Source organism: Clostridium putrefaciens (assembly GCF_900461105.1).
In the GTDB taxonomy this organism is placed as follows: Bacteria; Bacillota; Clostridia; order Clostridiales; family Clostridiaceae; genus Clostridium_L; species Clostridium_L putrefaciens.
In genome coordinates, this window is sequence record NZ_UFWZ01000001.1 from 2703680 (window position 1) to 2719995 (window position 16316).

Here is a 16316-nt window from a genome sequence, read left to right on the forward strand (position 1 = left end):
TATGTCATTAATTGAATTAAATAATATTACTAAAAGCTATGGTGATAAAACCATATTTAAAGACTTTTCATTAAAAGTAGAAGGTGGCGATTTCATAGCATTAACAGGTGACAGTGGCTGTGGAAAAAGTACATTATTAAATATTATAGGTCTACTTGAAGAATTTGATAGTGGAGAGATTATTATAGATGGCAAGACGAGTCCCTCGCCAAATAGCGGAGTAGCTAATAAAATATTAAGAGAAAAAATAAGTTATCTTTTTCAAAACTTTGCACTTGTGGACGAAGAAACCGTAGAATACAATTTGAAACTAGCCTGTAAATATGTAAAGGCAAATAGACCTGAAAAAGAATTTAGTATCAGTGAATCACTAAAACATGTAGGACTTGAAGGTTATGAGAAACGTAAAATATATGAATTAAGTGGTGGAGAGCAACAAAGAGTAGCTATTGCAAGAATAATGCTAAAGCCAAGTAAAATAATATTAGCAGATGAACCCACAGGATCACTAGATGAAAAAAATAGAGATGTAGTACTAACTCTACTAAAAACACTAAATAAAGAGGGTAAAACTCTAATACTAGTAACTCATGATAAATATGTTGCTAGTCAGTGTAATAAGATTATACACCTCACCCCTTAACTACCAATAGTTATAGATGTGGATGTGGATGACTTCACGGTAAGTACTACCAAATTTAAGAAAGGCAATTGCCATTGCCTTTCTTAAATTTGGTAGCATTATTATTTTAATAGTTAAGTTTAAATATATTAATAACAGCATCATCAACTTCAAAAAGTTTATGTGTTTCTTCAGTTACAAATTCATAATAATATAATGCATTTGACATTATTGCATTACTACCATCACGTTGCTCAACCTGATTTGATGCTGGTGTTACTCCTAAGAAAAAAAAGCCCTTTTCATACATTGAAAATTCCGGATTTTTAATTAGAGTAAACTTAGAATCATTAATATCATAACTAGATATCAATACGACCTTTTCATCATTACTTTTCAAATCTATTAAATAAATATTATTACTTGTCTTGTCATCAGTTATTTCTGTAGCATCAAATAAGATCTTATCTGATGTGTTATTAATAGATATATTATTAATGAATTTATTTGTAGAATAAGCTTCCTTTTCAACTTTTGTATTCATTTCATATTCAATAATTTTATGTGTTGGAATATCAGGAAATCTTTTAGACCCCATCTCACTTATAGAACGCTCTAGTGTATAAATCTTATTATTAAATTTATTATAATAAAATTTATACAGATACGAATCAGTATAATCTTTATTTAAAATATCTATTTCTTTTGTTACCAAATTGTACCTTCCTAATGAATAATTTGAATTATCACTATTGATTGTTCTGAAGATTATTGTATCATTATACAAATCAAATATATCGCCAGTACATTTACTATCTAATAATATTCCTGAACTATCCTTTTTATTAGTTAAATTAACTTTATATATATTATACTTATTATCAATCAAATCAGTATAATATAAAATATTGTGCTTTTCATCAATTATAAAATCAGAAAAGGTTTCATTTTTACGACAATACTTTTTTATAAATTCATCTTTTTCTATATTATATACCCCATAGGTAGCAATATTATCTTTATTCGTATACATCAGTGATATTGTATTATTTTTATTTTCTTTTAAAATGACCTCCTTATATTTAAATTTATATTTATATACTATAAAAGATATTATTACTATTATAATTAATACATATATATATTGATTCTTTTTCATATTTCCTCCATAGACTTATTTAATAATTATAATAAGTGCCATCAAAATATACATCACTATCTATATGTCCTTCGCCTAAGTACCATGAAATTTTCCCAGTTGCAGAATAATATTTTTATACCTTTTTTATTTCATCATCAAACCTATTCTCAAGCTTTGCAATTCGACGTTTGTTTAGAATGTTTAAACAAAAATAAAGAACAAATGATACCAGAGTGGAAATAACAAAAGCACTAACTAAGGTGATAATAATCCCATCGCTATTTCCTAACTCCTTAAAATGCAAAAATGCCGTTACCGCTGTAATGGTGATTCCAGTTACAAGGCTATTTACAATTATACTTTTCTTCTTCTCCTGATTATCATCGGGAAAGAGATTATTACCAACAAAAATATTCCTAATTGTAAGGTAAAGTGACGCTCCAAAAAAGGCAATGAATTCTATAGCATATTCTGAAAATGAAGCATCATATACAAACTGTTTTACAAGTATTGACCCAATAAGAAATATCATAACCAGTAAAAAAGCTTCACTTGTTATTTTTCGTTTTTGTGCAGTTACCCTCTCATCTTGTATATTATTATTTTTCATACTTATTCCTCCCAAAATAATTCGATAGTGTTAACACTACCTTTGTTTTATTTATTTCAATCCTTGCTATTGCAAGGGTTTGTGCTATTTTAAACGTAAAAAAGCAATGACCCCCTCTTTTCTGATATAATTGTTGTAATCTACCCCAACAAAAATCTCCAAAAAGGAAGGTGTCATTGTGAGTACAATTATATCAATATTAGTTACATATAATCAACTATTACTTTCACAAATAAATCAATTACTTATTTTCATTGCGAAAAACATACCTTTAAAGGCTCCTAAATATGATATGACAAGCCCTAAATACAAGAAACTTACTGTAGATAAATTACCGATTATTAAGACCTTTGAACATCTTGATTACAATCAACTTTTAAATGAATACAAACTTGCTAATGGTAAAGATAAAAAGCCAGTAAATCCTCGTGGAAAGAACCCAGTAACACCTGATACTGTCTGCCCTCGCTTTGGTGCTCCGCACAACTACATCTACGATAACGCAGGTGGACGCGGGCAGCTTTGCTGCAAGGTTTGTGATTTGCATTTTAGTAAAAACAAAGTTGACTTCAAGACCGCACTCTTCATTTGTCCTTACTGCGGACATGCTCTAAGCAAAAAGAAAGACCGCAAGAACTTTTATGTCCATAAATGTGTTAATAAAAAATGTGATTTCTACCTAAACTCCCTTGCAAAACTTTCATTGAAAGATCTAGAAGAATACAAGAACGATAAGCACAAATTCAAGCTCCATTATATTTACCGCGAGTTTACTACTAATTATTTTAACGTTGATTTATCTTCTATGCCTAAAGGTGCCACTAGCCTCAAATTCAGAAACTTTTCTTCTCATGTAATGGGACTTTGCCTAACATACAACGTTAATTTAGGACTATCTACACGCCATACCGCACGTGCGCTTTGGGAAATTCACGGTGTTAAAATATCTCATGTCATGGTTAGTAGATATGCCATCACCGCTGCCGCTTTAGTTAAACCCTATGTCGATAATTATGACTATAAACCTACTAATTATCTTGCTGCTGATGAAACTTATACTAAAGTCAAAGGAAAGACTCAATATATCTGGCTCGTTATGGATGCCATTAAAAAATCAATTTTAGGATACCAAGCCTCATTTACCCGCGATACTGGACCTTGCATTTTAACTATGCGTATGGCTTTTGATAAGTTTAAAGAATTTCCTGGTAAGTCCCTTAAATTTATTGCTGATGGTTATACGGCATACAAGCTTGCGCAGCAACAGTTCAATCTTAATGGCTTTGACTTCGATGTAACTCAAGTAATTGGACTCACTAATAACGATTCTATTTCAACTGAATATCGCTGGGTTAAACAAATAATTGAACGACTTAACAGAACATTTAAATTCTCTTATAGGGTTACAAACGGCTTTGGTAGTGAGGAAGGTTCCAACACGCACTTGGCCTTATTTGTAGCATATTACAACTTTCTTCGACCGCACTCTTACGCTTACTTTGAACCATTAAACCCCATCCCTGAGCTTGAAAGAATTTCTACCATGCCAGGAAAATGGCAAAAGTTAATTGAACTCTCACAACAACTTATACTAAAAAATCAGGTTGTATAGACAAATCTATGATTTATCTATTGATCCAATGAATTTTTTCACCTATCAGCGGTTTTGTTAAAAAGAAACAGTCTGAAAAGGTGTATTCTTGTTGCTGTTTTTTAATTTTCGAGAGTAAATTTAAAGGTTCTGGTGAAAGAAAAAGTAACACTTCATTCTTTTAGAGCACATTTTCACTTTTCAAAGTGTAATTTAAATCTTAAAACTTTTAATCTGTTTTTTCATAGATTAGTTAACACTATCAATAATTCATTTAATGTTTTGCCAAGTGCTTTGCATATAGATATACAAAGGTTAAGAGTTGGATTATAATTTCCAGATTCAATCATACCAATTGTTTGTCTAGTAACCCCCACTGCCCTTGCTAAATCTTCTTGGTTCATATCGCATTCAATTCGAGCTATCTTCATACGTTTATTTTTCATATAAGCCCTCCTTATATAAAATGTAATATGATATATAAGACTTAATGTCAATTATACCTTGCATTTGTTTCTAAAATTTTATACCTGTGCTTGCTTAGGTAAATTTGCTTTTATAATTTCAATAACCTTATCGTAATCACTCTTTTTAATGAATCGTACTTTCTAACAAATTTTCACTATCACTTTTCTAATAACGAAACTAAACTCCCATGAACACATTCTGTCAGATAACAGTATGCACTTTTGTCTAACTTATAGTTTGTCTTTTTATAGTTATTTTTCACCAATACAGATATACGTGTATTTTGTTGCCTTATTCCAATTAATATTCTTAAAATTGCTTTCAATAAACATTTTTGTGATTTCAGATTCTGAATATATTCTCACATCACCATCATCGCTAAACTTAATAAAAACGTTCATAATTTGTCTGATTGGAGTAAATATCCATGCGTCACACAGGATAAATTTACCCTGTGGCTTTAACACCCTATAAACCTCATCTAAAGCTTTTAATGGATTAGGATAATGGTGAAATGATTACCTCATATAATTCTCAACTAATTCATAACATCTATCTTTTGTTATTTGTCCTAATGAGGAGACGTAAGTTAATGATTCCATTGTTCCACCTTCAAATTCTAAAGAATACTTTTTAGCTTCATTGTCTCTATAGGATATCCACTTAATCTGCTTTTCTGTTAACTGTTTCATATCACTAGGTGACATCTGTAATTTCAATTCAGTATAAATTTCGTTTAAAGCTTTATCCCACCTTTCATATCGCTTTCCTTCAGCTTCCTTCATTTCCGCTGTTGTTCTTAAATATTTCTCTTCTAAATCTGTGGATCCAGATTCAATATTATTTAATTTATTTATATATAGCTCTCTTTTATTTTTATGTACATCCACTTTTTCTTTTTCTGTAGTTTTTTGTTCAGTAACAGCTTTGTTTTTATCATCCTCTACAACCTTTTGTTCAGCAATGATCTTATTTTTTATTTCTTCATCTATCTGGACTTTTAGATTGTTAATATCATCTTTTATTGAGTATTCACTATACTGAGAGTTAATTCCTTTAAGTGCCTTTTCTGCTTCTTCCACTTTAGCTTGCTTCAAATATTCTTTAGATGCTAAGTAATCATTTATAATACTTTTCATAGTAGAAGCTTCTTGATTTTTGGAATCCTTATCTAAGGCTATGTCCAATGAAGCCAATGCCTTATCATATTCTTTGTTTTCCAATGCTTGTTTACCTTGGTTTATGGCTTCTTTAGAAAGGCTATTAGTACATCCCAATAATCCTAATGAAAAAACCATGAACAGGATCGATATTACTACTTTCTTCTTCATATGTAAGTCCCCCCCATATCTCTACGTCATTTTGTATATTCTTTACATCAAACTCAGAAACCTCACTTTAACTAAATTCTCCTTTAAATATTTAATACAACTTAAAACTTCTACCTAATTATGATAACAATTATCCATAGCAATAAGTATTGCAATAGCTAGTTTGTCTTCATGGTCTTCGTATACACAAATTTCATAAATATCTTGTAATGATAAAGTCTTTTTTGAAATCTGAGCTATTTCAACACCATCTTTAGTAATAGAAAAATTTTTAGCCAAAATATCGCCTTTAATTAAATAATTACTGCACCTAGCATTTATGTACATTTTAGGTACAAATAAATTTTTATTTTGATTTACTGAAATAGTATCCCCTTCGATTATGATATCATATCTTTTCCATAGAAATCCTGGTTTTCGCTTGATTATAAATTGCTTTTCACCTTCTAAATTATTTACTTGTAATATATGTCCTATAGAAAATAGACTTCCAAATATTCTTTCAAAAGTTACAGTTGATGAAGAACCAGTAACTTGTAGTACCGGTTTTTCATTAATATCATATATCATATACTTATCCTTAAATGAAAGTTTTTGCTTAATATAATAAATATTCACATAAGTTTACCTCCTAATATTTTAATTACAATATAAATAGCCCCATATTAGTTTACTTAAATGCATAACTTTCCAAAGCTATAACCCATTGTTTTCTATATAATTCAATAGCTGAGCAATTATCAACTAAAACAGTTAAATCAATATATTTTGCATTAACTGATTTGCACCACCTTTTAAATTCTTCTATAAATGCTGTTCCTATTCCAGGTCCTCTGTTTTTATCTTTTACGTACATGGCATCAAGCGTTATAAAAGAAACTCCTACTTCACTACTCTACGTAGGAGTAAGTTTCACTATCTAAATCAAAGATTTAGAGCGTCACTTAAATTAATCTATTTACCTTAATAAATATTTGATATTTAATCACTTAATAATTTATAAACCTTATTTATAGACTCCCCATCTTCAAAGTTATCTGATATCTTGAACATTAATTCTGACACCCCTGATTCTTTAAATACTTCTTTAAACTTATATTTATCGTTAATCATAACCTGTTTTATTTCAAGAAGTAACCCAGGTAGACTAGAAGACCATTCATCTGAAGTAAAACCATTCTTGTCACTTAAAACAATATACGCTTGCTGTGCAGTAACAATACTTGCATATTTCCTAGCATAAAGAACCTCATCATTTGTATTAGCCAAAGTACTAGCAAATTCTTGGACATTATTTCTCACTATATTAGTTAATTGTTTTTTATAAGCATTTATCTTATTATGTTGGTAAAAATTATAACTACATGAAAGGATGATAATACCCCCAACTAAAGTATAAATAAACTTTTTATATTTTAAATTCATTACATATCCTCCCTTTAAAATTACTTAAAATATAGGGTTTAATTTCAAGTAGGCTAATTTTATCTGATTCTTTTAAATCATCTTCATAATTTATGAAAACTACGCATTATTTAATTTCTGCAAAAATTTCATGTATATTTCCATCTGGGTCTGCAAATAGTGCTGTTCTTTGATTCCAAGGCATATCTTGTGGTTCATGAATAGAAATTGCTCCTTTAGAGATTAACTTCTTAAATGATTCATCAACATCTTTAGGATTTCCACATGAAAAAGCAAGTTCAAAGCCCTGTCCAAATGACTCCTTCCTATATTCACCACTATACACATACATAACATCTCTCATAGAAATAGCAAATCTTACTACATGGTTTTCAAATTCAACATAATTACCAAGGTCATTTTTTAAGCACCGCCTGAAGATCATTTTTATTAATACTAACTATTTAATTGAGATAAATAAGCCGCATTCTTTTTCAATGTTGATTGCACCATCTTCTTTTCTTATATCTTCAAAATAATCAAATAATCCATCAAGCTCTTTTTCTGAATAACTTGCTATGGATATAGTAGGTTTTATCCAATCAACTAAATCTTGTGTTTCTGTAATTGATAATGAATCTTCAAAGTCCATCCTTTTCACTGCTGAAAAATAGCCATTTAGTATTTTATATCCATTTTGTAGATTAAAAGAAAGTTCCTGTGTGAATGCTTTTGTATCCCCATCGTGATTAAAATGCTTTAAGGCATTATGTAAAAAAGGTCGCATCCCACCATTCCCATTAGTAGTTGAATAGAATTTTCCGTCAGTCTTAAGCACGCGTTTTACTTCGGATAATGCTTTTGACAAGTCAGGAATATGGTATAGCATATGATTAGCAATAATAATATCAAAGGTTTCATCTGGAAAAGTAATATTTTGTATATCGATTTGTTGAAATGAAATATTGTTACATTTGGAATAATTTGTTCTAACTATATCTACCATACCTTTAGAAAAATCTGATAGGGTTAAACTACAACATTTAGGTAGATTTTCAATCTGATCTTGCCATTGCCCACCATTTCCACAACCAAGTTCTAATATGCGACAGTTCTCAGGAAACTCGTATTTATCAAATAACCAAGGCACAAATCCTTGCTTATTTGTGCTGTGTTTTAAATGCAATTTAGTTCTTACAGACAAATTTTTATCATTAGAATATTGCTGTTTTACATTTTCTATTTTATCCATAGTAGACATTTCGTTTACCTCCCATAATATAAATGATTTAATTTTACAATTTAACTTAGTTTTATATTAGGCTTTGCTCACTTAATAGAAGGTTCTTCAGAAATTATACAATTTAGATTTATTTTTCCTATAAAATCTATACTTGATATACTACTTTAAAATCTTCAAAAACCACTGGCATATCATCTATAAATTCATATCCAAGTTCATTTCCTTCTTCCTTAAAAAAATGAATATGTCCTAAACGCCAAGATTCCAATGTATCATCCTCTCCCTCACGCTTACAAATATCATAAGTAATATCTGAAAACGGGATAATTGCTACCTCAATTGTTTCAATAACACATCGTGGTACCCCTTCCCAATCAGTGATAATACTTAAATCACCAATCTTAGGTATACGCTCACCTTCAATTTCATACCCCCATAAACTACTTGCTGTAGCCTTCTTTTGCCCAATTAAAACCAATCGCAATAATTCATTTGCCAATCTTTCTGTTAATTCAAAATGAAATGCCTCTAAGTACTTTGTTGTTTCATGTCTTTTGGTTTCCATTAAAAAGGTTTTCCAAAATGTATCAATTTCTTCTTGTGAATAGCTTTTATTTCCCATTACTGTTACCCTCCTGAAGTTTTATAATGGTAATATTGCACCGTGCAATATATAATAATCTGAACACTTCTCACATAATTTCTCAACGATATTATTGTTCTCTTTGGAAAGATATTTAATCTTATATCCATTTATTAAATTAATATCTTGCATTATAAAATTCCTCTAATAGAAAATTAACAAACAATTTGTTTTCAGCACAAAACCATTGTCTTGTTGATTGAATAATACTTATATACTCTCTTTTATTCACTAGTTTCTAACCTTTTTAACTCATTTAATATACTAATAAACTCTTTGTTTTCTCTTATAACATCATAAATTGGTTCCTCAAATATTTTAGAAATGTTTTCATATAAGTTCAAGGTTAGTGTTCTCTTTGCAACTGTTACTTCATTAAAACACCAGATATTATTTATGTTTTTTCCAAAATCATTAATATCATTTGTCCTAATATTATCCATCATTAATTTCAATGTTTCTAATACTTTATTGTATTTACTTGATTTAAGATAAACTTCTACTAATCTAAGATATTCTGACATTAATATCAAACTTGCATCTTCATCTTTTGATATGATTTTTTTAGCATCAAGAGCTAATTTTTGATATTTTTCTGCCATCCCATAATCCTTCTCATGTTTTTCATAAGACGTAGTTAATCCCATACAAGCCATTGATATCTCATGGATGCACTTGTATAATTTACCTTGTAGCAACCTTCTTGCTTCCTTATAATTTTCTTGTTTTATATATATACTTGAAAGTATATCATTCGGCTCACACTGACTTTTATGAATTCTATTCAAAGCCTCTATAGCCTTGTCGTACTCATTTAATTCTGCATAAATAGCTCCTAATTGAAACAATGCTACTTCTACTAATTCTATTTTAGTGCAATTTACAGACACGTCTTCAAAAAGTTTAGTAGCATAACTAAGCATGTCATTACCATTCATCTCATCCCCAGCTCGCCATGAATAGGCAAAAAATAAAAATCCTATTCTAAGATTCAAAAGATAACTATTTGAGTGGGTCAATACATTATTTTCACTTACTTCAATAGCTTTTTCTAAATTATACTTATTACTAAAAAGTGCTTCACACTCACTATAAATCTTCATAACTTCTTCATCCGACAATTCAATTTTAAAATTTAACAGCTTATCAATTGTTACATTAAAAAATGTAGCAAGTCCTGTCAATAAAGTTATATCTGGATATGAAATTCCACTTTCCTACTTTGAAACAGCAGCTGCAGAAATTCCTATGAAATCTGCTAATTCTTCTTGTGTTACTCCTTTTTCCTTTCTTAAATTATATATAACTTCACCTATTTTTAATTTTTCCAACTTAATCACTCCATAATTATTAGTATAAGATCTTACACATTAAGTATATCTTGATTTACCCTTATTACCAATGGATGCGTAGTTGGTAATGCTAAGTTAGACTTAACCTACAGTTAAGTTTAACCTTAACTTCATTCTAAAATATTTTTTACGACTATAAATAATCTTTACAATGTTTGTCCTTTCACAATAAGTAAAGCATAAATATTTTTTACTGTGCTATTTTTAACTATGTGATGCAACATAAGAAGATTGTGAATTAGATTATCTTCATAATTATTCTCTTAATCCTATCTTGTTTTTCATATATTTACAGTATTCTAATGCAAGTGAATGATTCAGTATCATATCTTGGTCTGAAGAATAACATGCAAGGGCTTCTTTTATTAATCCTTGATATATCCCATCAATATTTTTTATCCCCCATTCTCCACCTTCCTTTTTAGAAAGTACAAGTTTGTCTTTTTCATACGCCAAAACTCTGCAAAGATTCAAAATAATATAAATAGGATTATCTATTACTTCATCTTGTGAATCGCTAATATCACTCTTAATACTATCAAAATATGTTTCTGCTGGTATCTCTCCAAAAACATCACTAATTGCTTTTCCATATAGAACTATGCCCCGATTCTTAGTAATGACGAAGTGGGCTGCTAAATCATGGTCTGTACCATTCATTTTTTCAATATAGTCCTTATAATCGCTCTTATACCAGTTTAGGCGCATAGTTGAAAAATGTAAATCAAACGGTGTTGGATAGACGAAATTTTTACAATACTCACTCCTAACTAAACTCATTTCTATTCCTTTGGCTGGTGCATTATCATTCAAAGCAACAATAATATCCATAAATATTTTCTTTTGTAGGTCTGTAATTACATTTTCTACTACAACCAAAATATCTATATCACTTTTCATCGCATTAAAACATCCCATGGCCATAGACCCATGTAGATATATTCCAACCAAATTGTTCTCAAAAATACGACAACTATACTCAACCAATTTATCTAATAACTCTTGACTTTCCATTGTATCATCCTCATAAAATATAAATAATCTTTAGCTCACCATATATAACTAAGGTGACTTAACCTTATTTTTAATTTATACTGATTATGAACTCCTTATGTAAGTTCATAATCAGTATAAAGATATAAACTTCCCTATTTCAATACATTTTGAATCAATTCCATGCCCTATCTCGGTAATCATCTTAAGTAATTCTTCAATAAAACTTTAAGCAAAATAGCTCCTCATCATCTATGATTTTTCCTGTATTTATAAATCCTAGTTTTTCATATATATGTTTACCTATTTCATTTTGTGGATCAGTGGATAAATATATTTCTTTGCAACCATCTAACTTTTTCATTTCATCTATTACTAAATTCATGGCTTTGCTTCCATATCCCCTTCCTTGAAACCTTTTATCAATCATAATCCTACATAATTCAAAATAACTTTCTTCTTCATCAAAACCATACATAGTAAATCCAATTATTTCCCCATCATCTTCTATAGCTTTTTTTGTCCAGCTATTTTCATATTGAGCTTGTACAATAGATAATACATTAGATGCAACAAATTCTTCACATAGTGTAGGCATATCCCCTTTATTAGTAGTTAGAGAAACCACCTTTAACCAATTATCTTTATTAATATCTATTAGTTTCATTTTTTATTTCCTCTCCTATAAAGATTATATATATTATCAAATACTTAATCTAATAAAGTTGTATTCCAAACTAAAACTTCTTATATAAGTATTTTATGTCCGAAATAAGAGTCCATCCCATGGAATTGTAAAAACCTTCTTACCCAGGATTATTAACATTAATAAATAAAAGAATATGGCGATTTAAAGCAACTTCAAATTATGATCATATAATGAAATCATGCAAATATAGATTCCTTTAACGTAATAACCTTTATATCTAAATCAACCTCTGCCTCAATTCCATATGGAATGATACATCTTGGCTGTGCATGACCAAAATTCACATTATACATAATTGGTAAATCTTTATTTTCTATAATCTTATAATAAATTTCTTTATATTCCTCGTAATATTGTTCATCTTGAGGCTTTCCAACAATAATTCCGTTGATGACATCAAATATACCTGTATCTTTTAAAGCAATTAATTCCTTTTCAAATATTTCTGGTTTTGGTTTTTCTTCACAAGTTTCAATAAACAATATTTTATTTTTCCATTCATTTAATGTTGGAAACAACCCATACTTCTCACATATAGCTTTTTCATCGTCATATCGTGTATTGGTTAATATATCATATAAACTTTCAAGACAACCACCCAAAAGTCTTCCATTAAATTTCCCTTTTCCTTGTAGAACTTCATATCCTCTTTCTTCCAAGTGTTCTACTCTGCTTGTTCCTACTGCATCCTTAGAAAAATCTGTACGTTCCTCATACCATACATTACTTGATTCTATGCAATCTTCTTTATGACTTTCAAAATACTTCAAAAATGTCTTTCTTGTATATGGCAACATCTCTTTATCTAATTCAGCTAAATCGCAAAGGAAATTAGGCCCATAAAAAGTACCTATTCCAAGCTTATAAAACATCAAATGATTAATTGTCGTATCTGAAAAGCCTGTAAATAATTTAGGATTATTATGAACAGCCTTAATAAAATCATTATCATCTAATAAATATGGTAATGTTCTATATGTATCATCTCCTCCAATTGCACAGATAATTCCTTTTATGGATGTATCATAAAAAGCATCTTTTAAATCCTGTGCTCTGGATTCTGGATGATTTTTTAAATACTCTATTCCTCTTAATGCGCTTGGCATTACAACAGGTACTAACCCAAACTCTTTTATTCTCTTTAGTCCCAAATCTAATTCATGTTTTGCAAAATCCTCACCAAGCATACCACTCGACATACTTATAACTGCAATTTTATCTCCTTTTACTAATGGTTTTGACTTTTTCATAAATATCACTCCCCATACACCAATTATATAAATAAACTTGCTTCAACCTTTTTTACTAAGGTGACTTAACTTTATTCTTCATGTTTTATGACATAATTTAAAACTACTTCATCAAATAAGTATTTTCCATCCAAGTTATCAGTTACTTTCCGATATATTTACACTATAAGTTAGCTTCATCATGTCTTACAACGCGAACTACACTTACTAAAAATTATACTTATACATCTTCTAAAAAAGTGTTATAAATATAGAAACAAAGATTGAAAGTAATCCAGATAAAGTTAAGAAAGTAGCTGACTTTTTATTCTTACCATACACGTAATATGCATTTGATATATTAAAAAGACCTGCTGCTAGCAATATAGGTGGCATTGCCTCCATATTAACTAGATCAAATAAGCTTAATAAGCCCAAAATTAACAAAATGCATCCTATAATAATAATCAGTGTGATTACTTTTTTCATAAACTCTTTTTTCAATTTATTTCCTCCCATTTTATCATTTTTGATAAACTTTAAATAATATTTATCTTTCATATATCTACTGTTATGATGCAATATATGAAAAATGCGTCTTAAATATTTATTTCATAAGCTTCAAGAATAATGGTAATACTGAAATAAGAGGGATAAATGTAGCTGGAAACCCCTTATACCATTTCTTATTATATATAAAACAAACTATAATCCAATTTATTGTACATCCTAAAAATATTAGACCTGCCCCATATAATATAAAATTAAAATCACTACTTAATTTATATATACCTGAAAGTAGTATTGTATAAAATAAAAAATCTCCTAACCCTTTTGTCGGTATTGGATTATTATTTTTAAATGACTTGCCATATACTATTAATTTTGCCATTGAATTTTTATTCGCCATAACCTTAGCATTTGCGGTTTTTGAACCAGCTTTTGTAAAGCTGATAATATCGACTATTGGTATTCCAATACTGAGTACAATTAAAGTTGATAATGGAATAAACTTTCCAATTAGACTTCCAATAAAAATTATGAATATCATACATAACCAACTATTAATGACTAAATATTCTTTTTTATATGGCTTTCTAATATAAATTATTAAAAATATTAATCCAATAAAAGAAAAGAAAGACATCCAAAATATATTATATGAATTCATAATAATTATGTATGTTATAAACAATGATATTATCATTATGATAATAGAATGTATTATTGATTCAATTAATTTTTCTTTTAAATTTGGCATAAATGTTTACACTTCCTAACATAAATTACTTGTTGCATAATATCCTACAATTCGAACTACACTACATTAGAATTATATCTATAACCTTATCTTCTTTTATTAAACTATTCCCTCTGAATTAAATATTCTTCATAATTTAAGAATAAATGTGAATTAACTCAACTACAAATTGGAATTTATCTAATGACTTCTAATAATTCATCTAGCGTTTTAATCTCAATAAAGTTTTTGTTATTAATATCAGTATCATGTTTACGGTTTATAAAAACTGGGGTAAATCCAAAATTTTTAGCCCCTAGAACATCAGCTTCAAAGTTATCTCCAATAAAGTAAACTTGTTCCATTTCGATGCTAGTATCATACCTTTTAATATCATCAAATACAATTTTAAATAAATCTTTATGTGGCTTCCGCACTTTATAATCCGCACTGAAATGTATATTAACAAAGTATTTTTCCAAATCATATTGGTTAATGATTTTTTTCATTTCATTCTTTTTAAATATGGAATTACTTAATAAATAAACTGGAATTCCTAATAACTTAAGTTGCTCTAATGTAGATATAGTATCATTAAACAATTCAGTAGTATTTATTTCAAGTGCACAATTAAATAAAATTTCTTCTAGTGGACAATTCACTTTAAAGCCATATTTATTTTTAAAATCTAAAAGTTCATCTTCAAATGCCAGTCCTGAATTATCCTCGCTTCTTTTATCATAAAGTTCTTTCCAATATGTAGCTGCATAATCTAGAAATTCAACTTTATCAGTATCTTTTGATAAAACATTTTCATGTAGATAAAACAAACCCGAATTAAAATCAAATTTAATATCATGAAGCAACGTCTCAAATAAATCAAAGACAATTACTCTAACTTTTGCCATAAAACCCCTCCACAAATTAAAATTCATAAATTTATTTTAATAAGTTTAGTTTCGCTTAACTCTACCATTACAATTTAACTTAGCCTTATATTAAACAATAATTATATTCAATTATATCTATTTATTTATCAACAAAAATAACCTATTATGTTGTTCATGTTGTTTATAATATATATCTTTTTTAAAATATATCTCAAAATATTGTTCCAAGATACTACACCATTTTTCTGTTTCTAAATTCCACAAATATAATCCTGTTGTTTCAAGCAATGAATCATTTCCCAAGTCTTTGATATTAAACTTTTTAATCTGTTCTTCAGTCAATACAGGATTTACCTTAAATAAAATTTTACCACCTGGATGAACTATTCTATGAATATTACGTAACACTAACTCTGAATCTTTGGGAATCATATTATCAACTATATTTGATAATATAGCACCATCCATAGTATTTTCTTCTATTTGATTTAAACATTCAAAGCTGCCTTCAATAAACTCAAAGTTTCCCCTTTCAGAAAGTTTTGCTCTTTTTTTTGCAAGTATTATTGCCTCTGTTGAAATATCAATTCCTATATGATGTTTCGTTCCCTTAAGAGCACAATCAAACAAAAGTGCTCCACTACCACAGCCATAATCTATAAGACTATCTGTTCCATTACTCAACCATTTTGAGGCTTCATTCAAATCTTCTTGTCCTAAATCAGCGTTTTCATATTTACTTGGGGTTATCTTTTGAAATACATTATTCCAGAATACTTTTGTACTATTATAATCGTTCATTAACATCTTCTACCTTTCTAACAAAACCATTTTTAACCCAAACATTAAG

The 16316-nt window shown here is 28.7% G+C and carries 21 protein-coding genes and 1 pseudogene; 2 read left to right on the forward strand and 20 right to left on the reverse strand.

Features of this window, described 5'->3' with window-relative positions:
* Position 1: 1 nt before the first annotated feature.
* Positions 2-643 (forward strand): ABC transporter ATP-binding protein, encoded by a 642-nt coding sequence (locus DY168_RS12310; RefSeq protein WP_115642009.1) that lies wholly within the window; start codon positions 2-4, stop codon positions 641-643.
* Positions 644-749: 106 nt separating this feature from the next.
* Here the strand turns inward: DY168_RS12310 and DY168_RS12315 are convergent, their stop codons facing one another.
* Positions 750-1781 carry a hypothetical protein gene (locus DY168_RS12315; protein ID WP_115642010.1) on the reverse strand — a complete coding sequence of 344 codons (1032 nt, stop codon included), beginning with the start codon at positions 1779-1781 and terminating at the stop codon, positions 750-752.
* A gap of 115 nt (positions 1782-1896) precedes the next feature.
* A complete protein-coding gene (locus DY168_RS12320) occupies positions 1897-2373 on the reverse strand; it encodes a DUF6773 family protein (RefSeq protein WP_115642011.1) in 477 nt (158 codons plus the stop codon).
* A gap of 178 nt (positions 2374-2551) precedes the next feature.
* Between DY168_RS12320 and DY168_RS12325 the strand changes: the two genes are divergently transcribed.
* The gene (locus tag DY168_RS12325; protein WP_115642012.1) at positions 2552-3985 is read left to right on the forward strand and encodes a DDE-type integrase/transposase/recombinase; all 1434 of its coding nucleotides are present in this window, start codon (positions 2552-2554) and stop codon (positions 3983-3985) included.
* A 221-nt stretch (positions 3986-4206) separates the two neighbouring features.
* On the opposite strand, the gene DY168_RS12330 is transcribed toward DY168_RS12325, so the two are convergent.
* From DY168_RS12330 to DY168_RS12410, 18 genes and pseudogenes are all read right to left on the reverse strand, one after another.
* A complete protein-coding gene (locus tag DY168_RS12330) occupies positions 4207-4410 on the reverse strand; it encodes a helix-turn-helix transcriptional regulator (RefSeq protein ID WP_115642013.1) in 204 nt (67 codons plus the stop codon).
* A gap of 273 nt (positions 4411-4683) precedes the next feature.
* Positions 4684-4935, reverse strand: a pseudogene (locus DY168_RS12335) (class I SAM-dependent methyltransferase); the annotation flags it as partial.
* Positions 4936-4950: 15 nt separating this feature from the next.
* The gene (locus tag DY168_RS12340; RefSeq protein WP_115642014.1) at positions 4951-5763 is read right to left on the reverse strand and encodes a lysozyme inhibitor LprI family protein; all 813 of its coding nucleotides are present in this window, start codon (positions 5761-5763) and stop codon (positions 4951-4953) included.
* Between the two features lie 114 nt (positions 5764-5877).
* The gene (locus DY168_RS12345) at positions 5878-6381 is read right to left on the reverse strand and encodes an LURP-one-related/scramblase family protein (protein WP_115642015.1); all 504 of its coding nucleotides are present in this window, start codon (positions 6379-6381) and stop codon (positions 5878-5880) included.
* A gap of 52 nt (positions 6382-6433) precedes the next feature.
* Entirely contained in the window at positions 6434-6634 is a 201-nt protein-coding gene (locus tag DY168_RS12350) for a GNAT family N-acetyltransferase (RefSeq protein WP_341458812.1), read from the reverse strand.
* 110 nt (positions 6635-6744) lie between these two features.
* Positions 6745-7188 (reverse strand): hypothetical protein, encoded by a 444-nt coding sequence (locus tag DY168_RS12355; protein ID WP_115642017.1) that lies wholly within the window; start codon positions 7186-7188, stop codon positions 6745-6747.
* Between the two features lie 106 nt (positions 7189-7294).
* The gene (locus DY168_RS12360; protein ID WP_115642018.1) at positions 7295-7612 is read right to left on the reverse strand and encodes a VOC family protein; all 318 of its coding nucleotides are present in this window, start codon (positions 7610-7612) and stop codon (positions 7295-7297) included.
* A 15-nt stretch (positions 7613-7627) separates the two neighbouring features.
* A complete protein-coding gene (locus DY168_RS12365; protein ID WP_115642019.1) occupies positions 7628-8428 on the reverse strand; it encodes a class I SAM-dependent methyltransferase in 801 nt (266 codons plus the stop codon).
* 127 nt (positions 8429-8555) lie between these two features.
* Positions 8556-9032, reverse strand: a complete 477-nt coding sequence (locus tag DY168_RS12370) for an ASCH domain-containing protein (protein ID WP_115642020.1) — start codon at positions 9030-9032, stop codon at positions 8556-8558.
* 245 nt (positions 9033-9277) lie between these two features.
* Positions 9278-10156 carry a tetratricopeptide repeat protein gene (locus DY168_RS12375; protein WP_341458791.1) on the reverse strand — a complete coding sequence of 293 codons (879 nt, stop codon included), beginning with the start codon at positions 10154-10156 and terminating at the stop codon, positions 9278-9280.
* Between the two features lie 114 nt (positions 10157-10270).
* Positions 10271-10384: a helix-turn-helix domain-containing protein gene (locus tag DY168_RS15200; protein WP_341458792.1), complete on the reverse strand. Its 114-nt coding sequence runs from the start codon at positions 10382-10384 to the stop codon at positions 10271-10273.
* A gap of 276 nt (positions 10385-10660) precedes the next feature.
* On the reverse strand, positions 10661-11419 hold the full coding sequence (locus DY168_RS12380) for an aminoglycoside adenylyltransferase domain-containing protein (protein ID WP_115642021.1): 759 nt from the start codon (positions 11417-11419) through the stop codon (positions 10661-10663).
* A 196-nt stretch (positions 11420-11615) separates the two neighbouring features.
* A complete protein-coding gene (locus DY168_RS12385) occupies positions 11616-12065 on the reverse strand; it encodes a GNAT family N-acetyltransferase (protein ID WP_115642022.1) in 450 nt (149 codons plus the stop codon).
* A 218-nt stretch (positions 12066-12283) separates the two neighbouring features.
* Entirely contained in the window at positions 12284-13357 is a 1074-nt protein-coding gene (locus DY168_RS12390; RefSeq protein WP_115642023.1) for a S66 family peptidase, read from the reverse strand.
* 231 nt (positions 13358-13588) lie between these two features.
* Positions 13589-13840: a hypothetical protein gene (locus DY168_RS12395; RefSeq protein WP_115642024.1), complete on the reverse strand. Its 252-nt coding sequence runs from the start codon at positions 13838-13840 to the stop codon at positions 13589-13591.
* 103 nt (positions 13841-13943) lie between these two features.
* Positions 13944-14597, reverse strand: a complete 654-nt coding sequence (locus DY168_RS12400) for a hypothetical protein (RefSeq protein WP_115642025.1) — start codon at positions 14595-14597, stop codon at positions 13944-13946.
* A gap of 176 nt (positions 14598-14773) precedes the next feature.
* Complete coding sequence (locus tag DY168_RS12405) at positions 14774-15484, reverse strand: HAD family hydrolase (protein ID WP_172556356.1); 711 nt, start codon at positions 15482-15484, stop codon at positions 14774-14776.
* Positions 15485-15601: 117 nt separating this feature from the next.
* Positions 15602-16267 (reverse strand): class I SAM-dependent methyltransferase, encoded by a 666-nt coding sequence (locus DY168_RS12410; RefSeq protein WP_172556357.1) that lies wholly within the window; start codon positions 16265-16267, stop codon positions 15602-15604.
* Between the last annotated feature and the right edge of the window lie 49 nt (positions 16268-16316).

Coding starts and splice junctions, on each gene's coding strand:
- DY168_RS12310 (WP_115642009.1), top strand. CDS start 2: ATGTCATTAATTGAATTAAATAATATTACTAAAAGCTATGGTGATAAA.
- DY168_RS12315 (WP_115642010.1), bottom strand. CDS start 1,781: ATGAAAAAGAATCAATATATATATGTATTAATTATAATAGTAATAATA.
- DY168_RS12320 (WP_115642011.1), bottom strand. CDS start 2,373: ATGAAAAATAATAATATACAAGATGAGAGGGTAACTGCACAAAAACGA.
- DY168_RS12330 (WP_115642013.1), bottom strand. CDS start 4,410: ATGAAAAATAAACGTATGAAGATAGCTCGAATTGAATGCGATATGAAC.
- DY168_RS12340 (WP_115642014.1), bottom strand. CDS start 5,763: ATGAAGAAGAAAGTAGTAATATCGATCCTGTTCATGGTTTTTTCATTA.
- DY168_RS12355 (WP_115642017.1), bottom strand. CDS start 7,188: ATGAATTTAAAATATAAAAAGTTTATTTATACTTTAGTTGGGGGTATT.
- DY168_RS12360 (WP_115642018.1), bottom strand. CDS start 7,612: ATGATCTTCAGGCGGTGCTTAAAAAATGACCTTGGTAATTATGTTGAA.
- DY168_RS12365 (WP_115642019.1), bottom strand. CDS start 8,428: ATGTCTACTATGGATAAAATAGAAAATGTAAAACAGCAATATTCTAAT.
- DY168_RS12370 (WP_115642020.1), bottom strand. CDS start 9,032: ATGGGAAATAAAAGCTATTCACAAGAAGAAATTGATACATTTTGGAAA.
- DY168_RS12375 (WP_341458791.1), bottom strand. CDS start 10,156: ATGAAGATTTATAGTGAGTGTGAAGCACTTTTTAGTAATAAGTATAAT.
- DY168_RS12380 (WP_115642021.1), bottom strand. CDS start 11,419: ATGGAAAGTCAAGAGTTATTAGATAAATTGGTTGAGTATAGTTGTCGT.
- DY168_RS12385 (WP_115642022.1), bottom strand. CDS start 12,065: ATGAAACTAATAGATATTAATAAAGATAATTGGTTAAAGGTGGTTTCT.
- DY168_RS12390 (WP_115642023.1), bottom strand. CDS start 13,357: ATGAAAAAGTCAAAACCATTAGTAAAAGGAGATAAAATTGCAGTTATA.
- DY168_RS12400 (WP_115642025.1), bottom strand. CDS start 14,597: ATGCCAAATTTAAAAGAAAAATTAATTGAATCAATAATACATTCTATT.
- DY168_RS12405 (WP_172556356.1), bottom strand. CDS start 15,484: ATGGCAAAAGTTAGAGTAATTGTCTTTGATTTATTTGAGACGTTGCTT.
- DY168_RS12410 (WP_172556357.1), bottom strand. CDS start 16,267: ATGAACGATTATAATAGTACAAAAGTATTCTGGAATAATGTATTTCAA.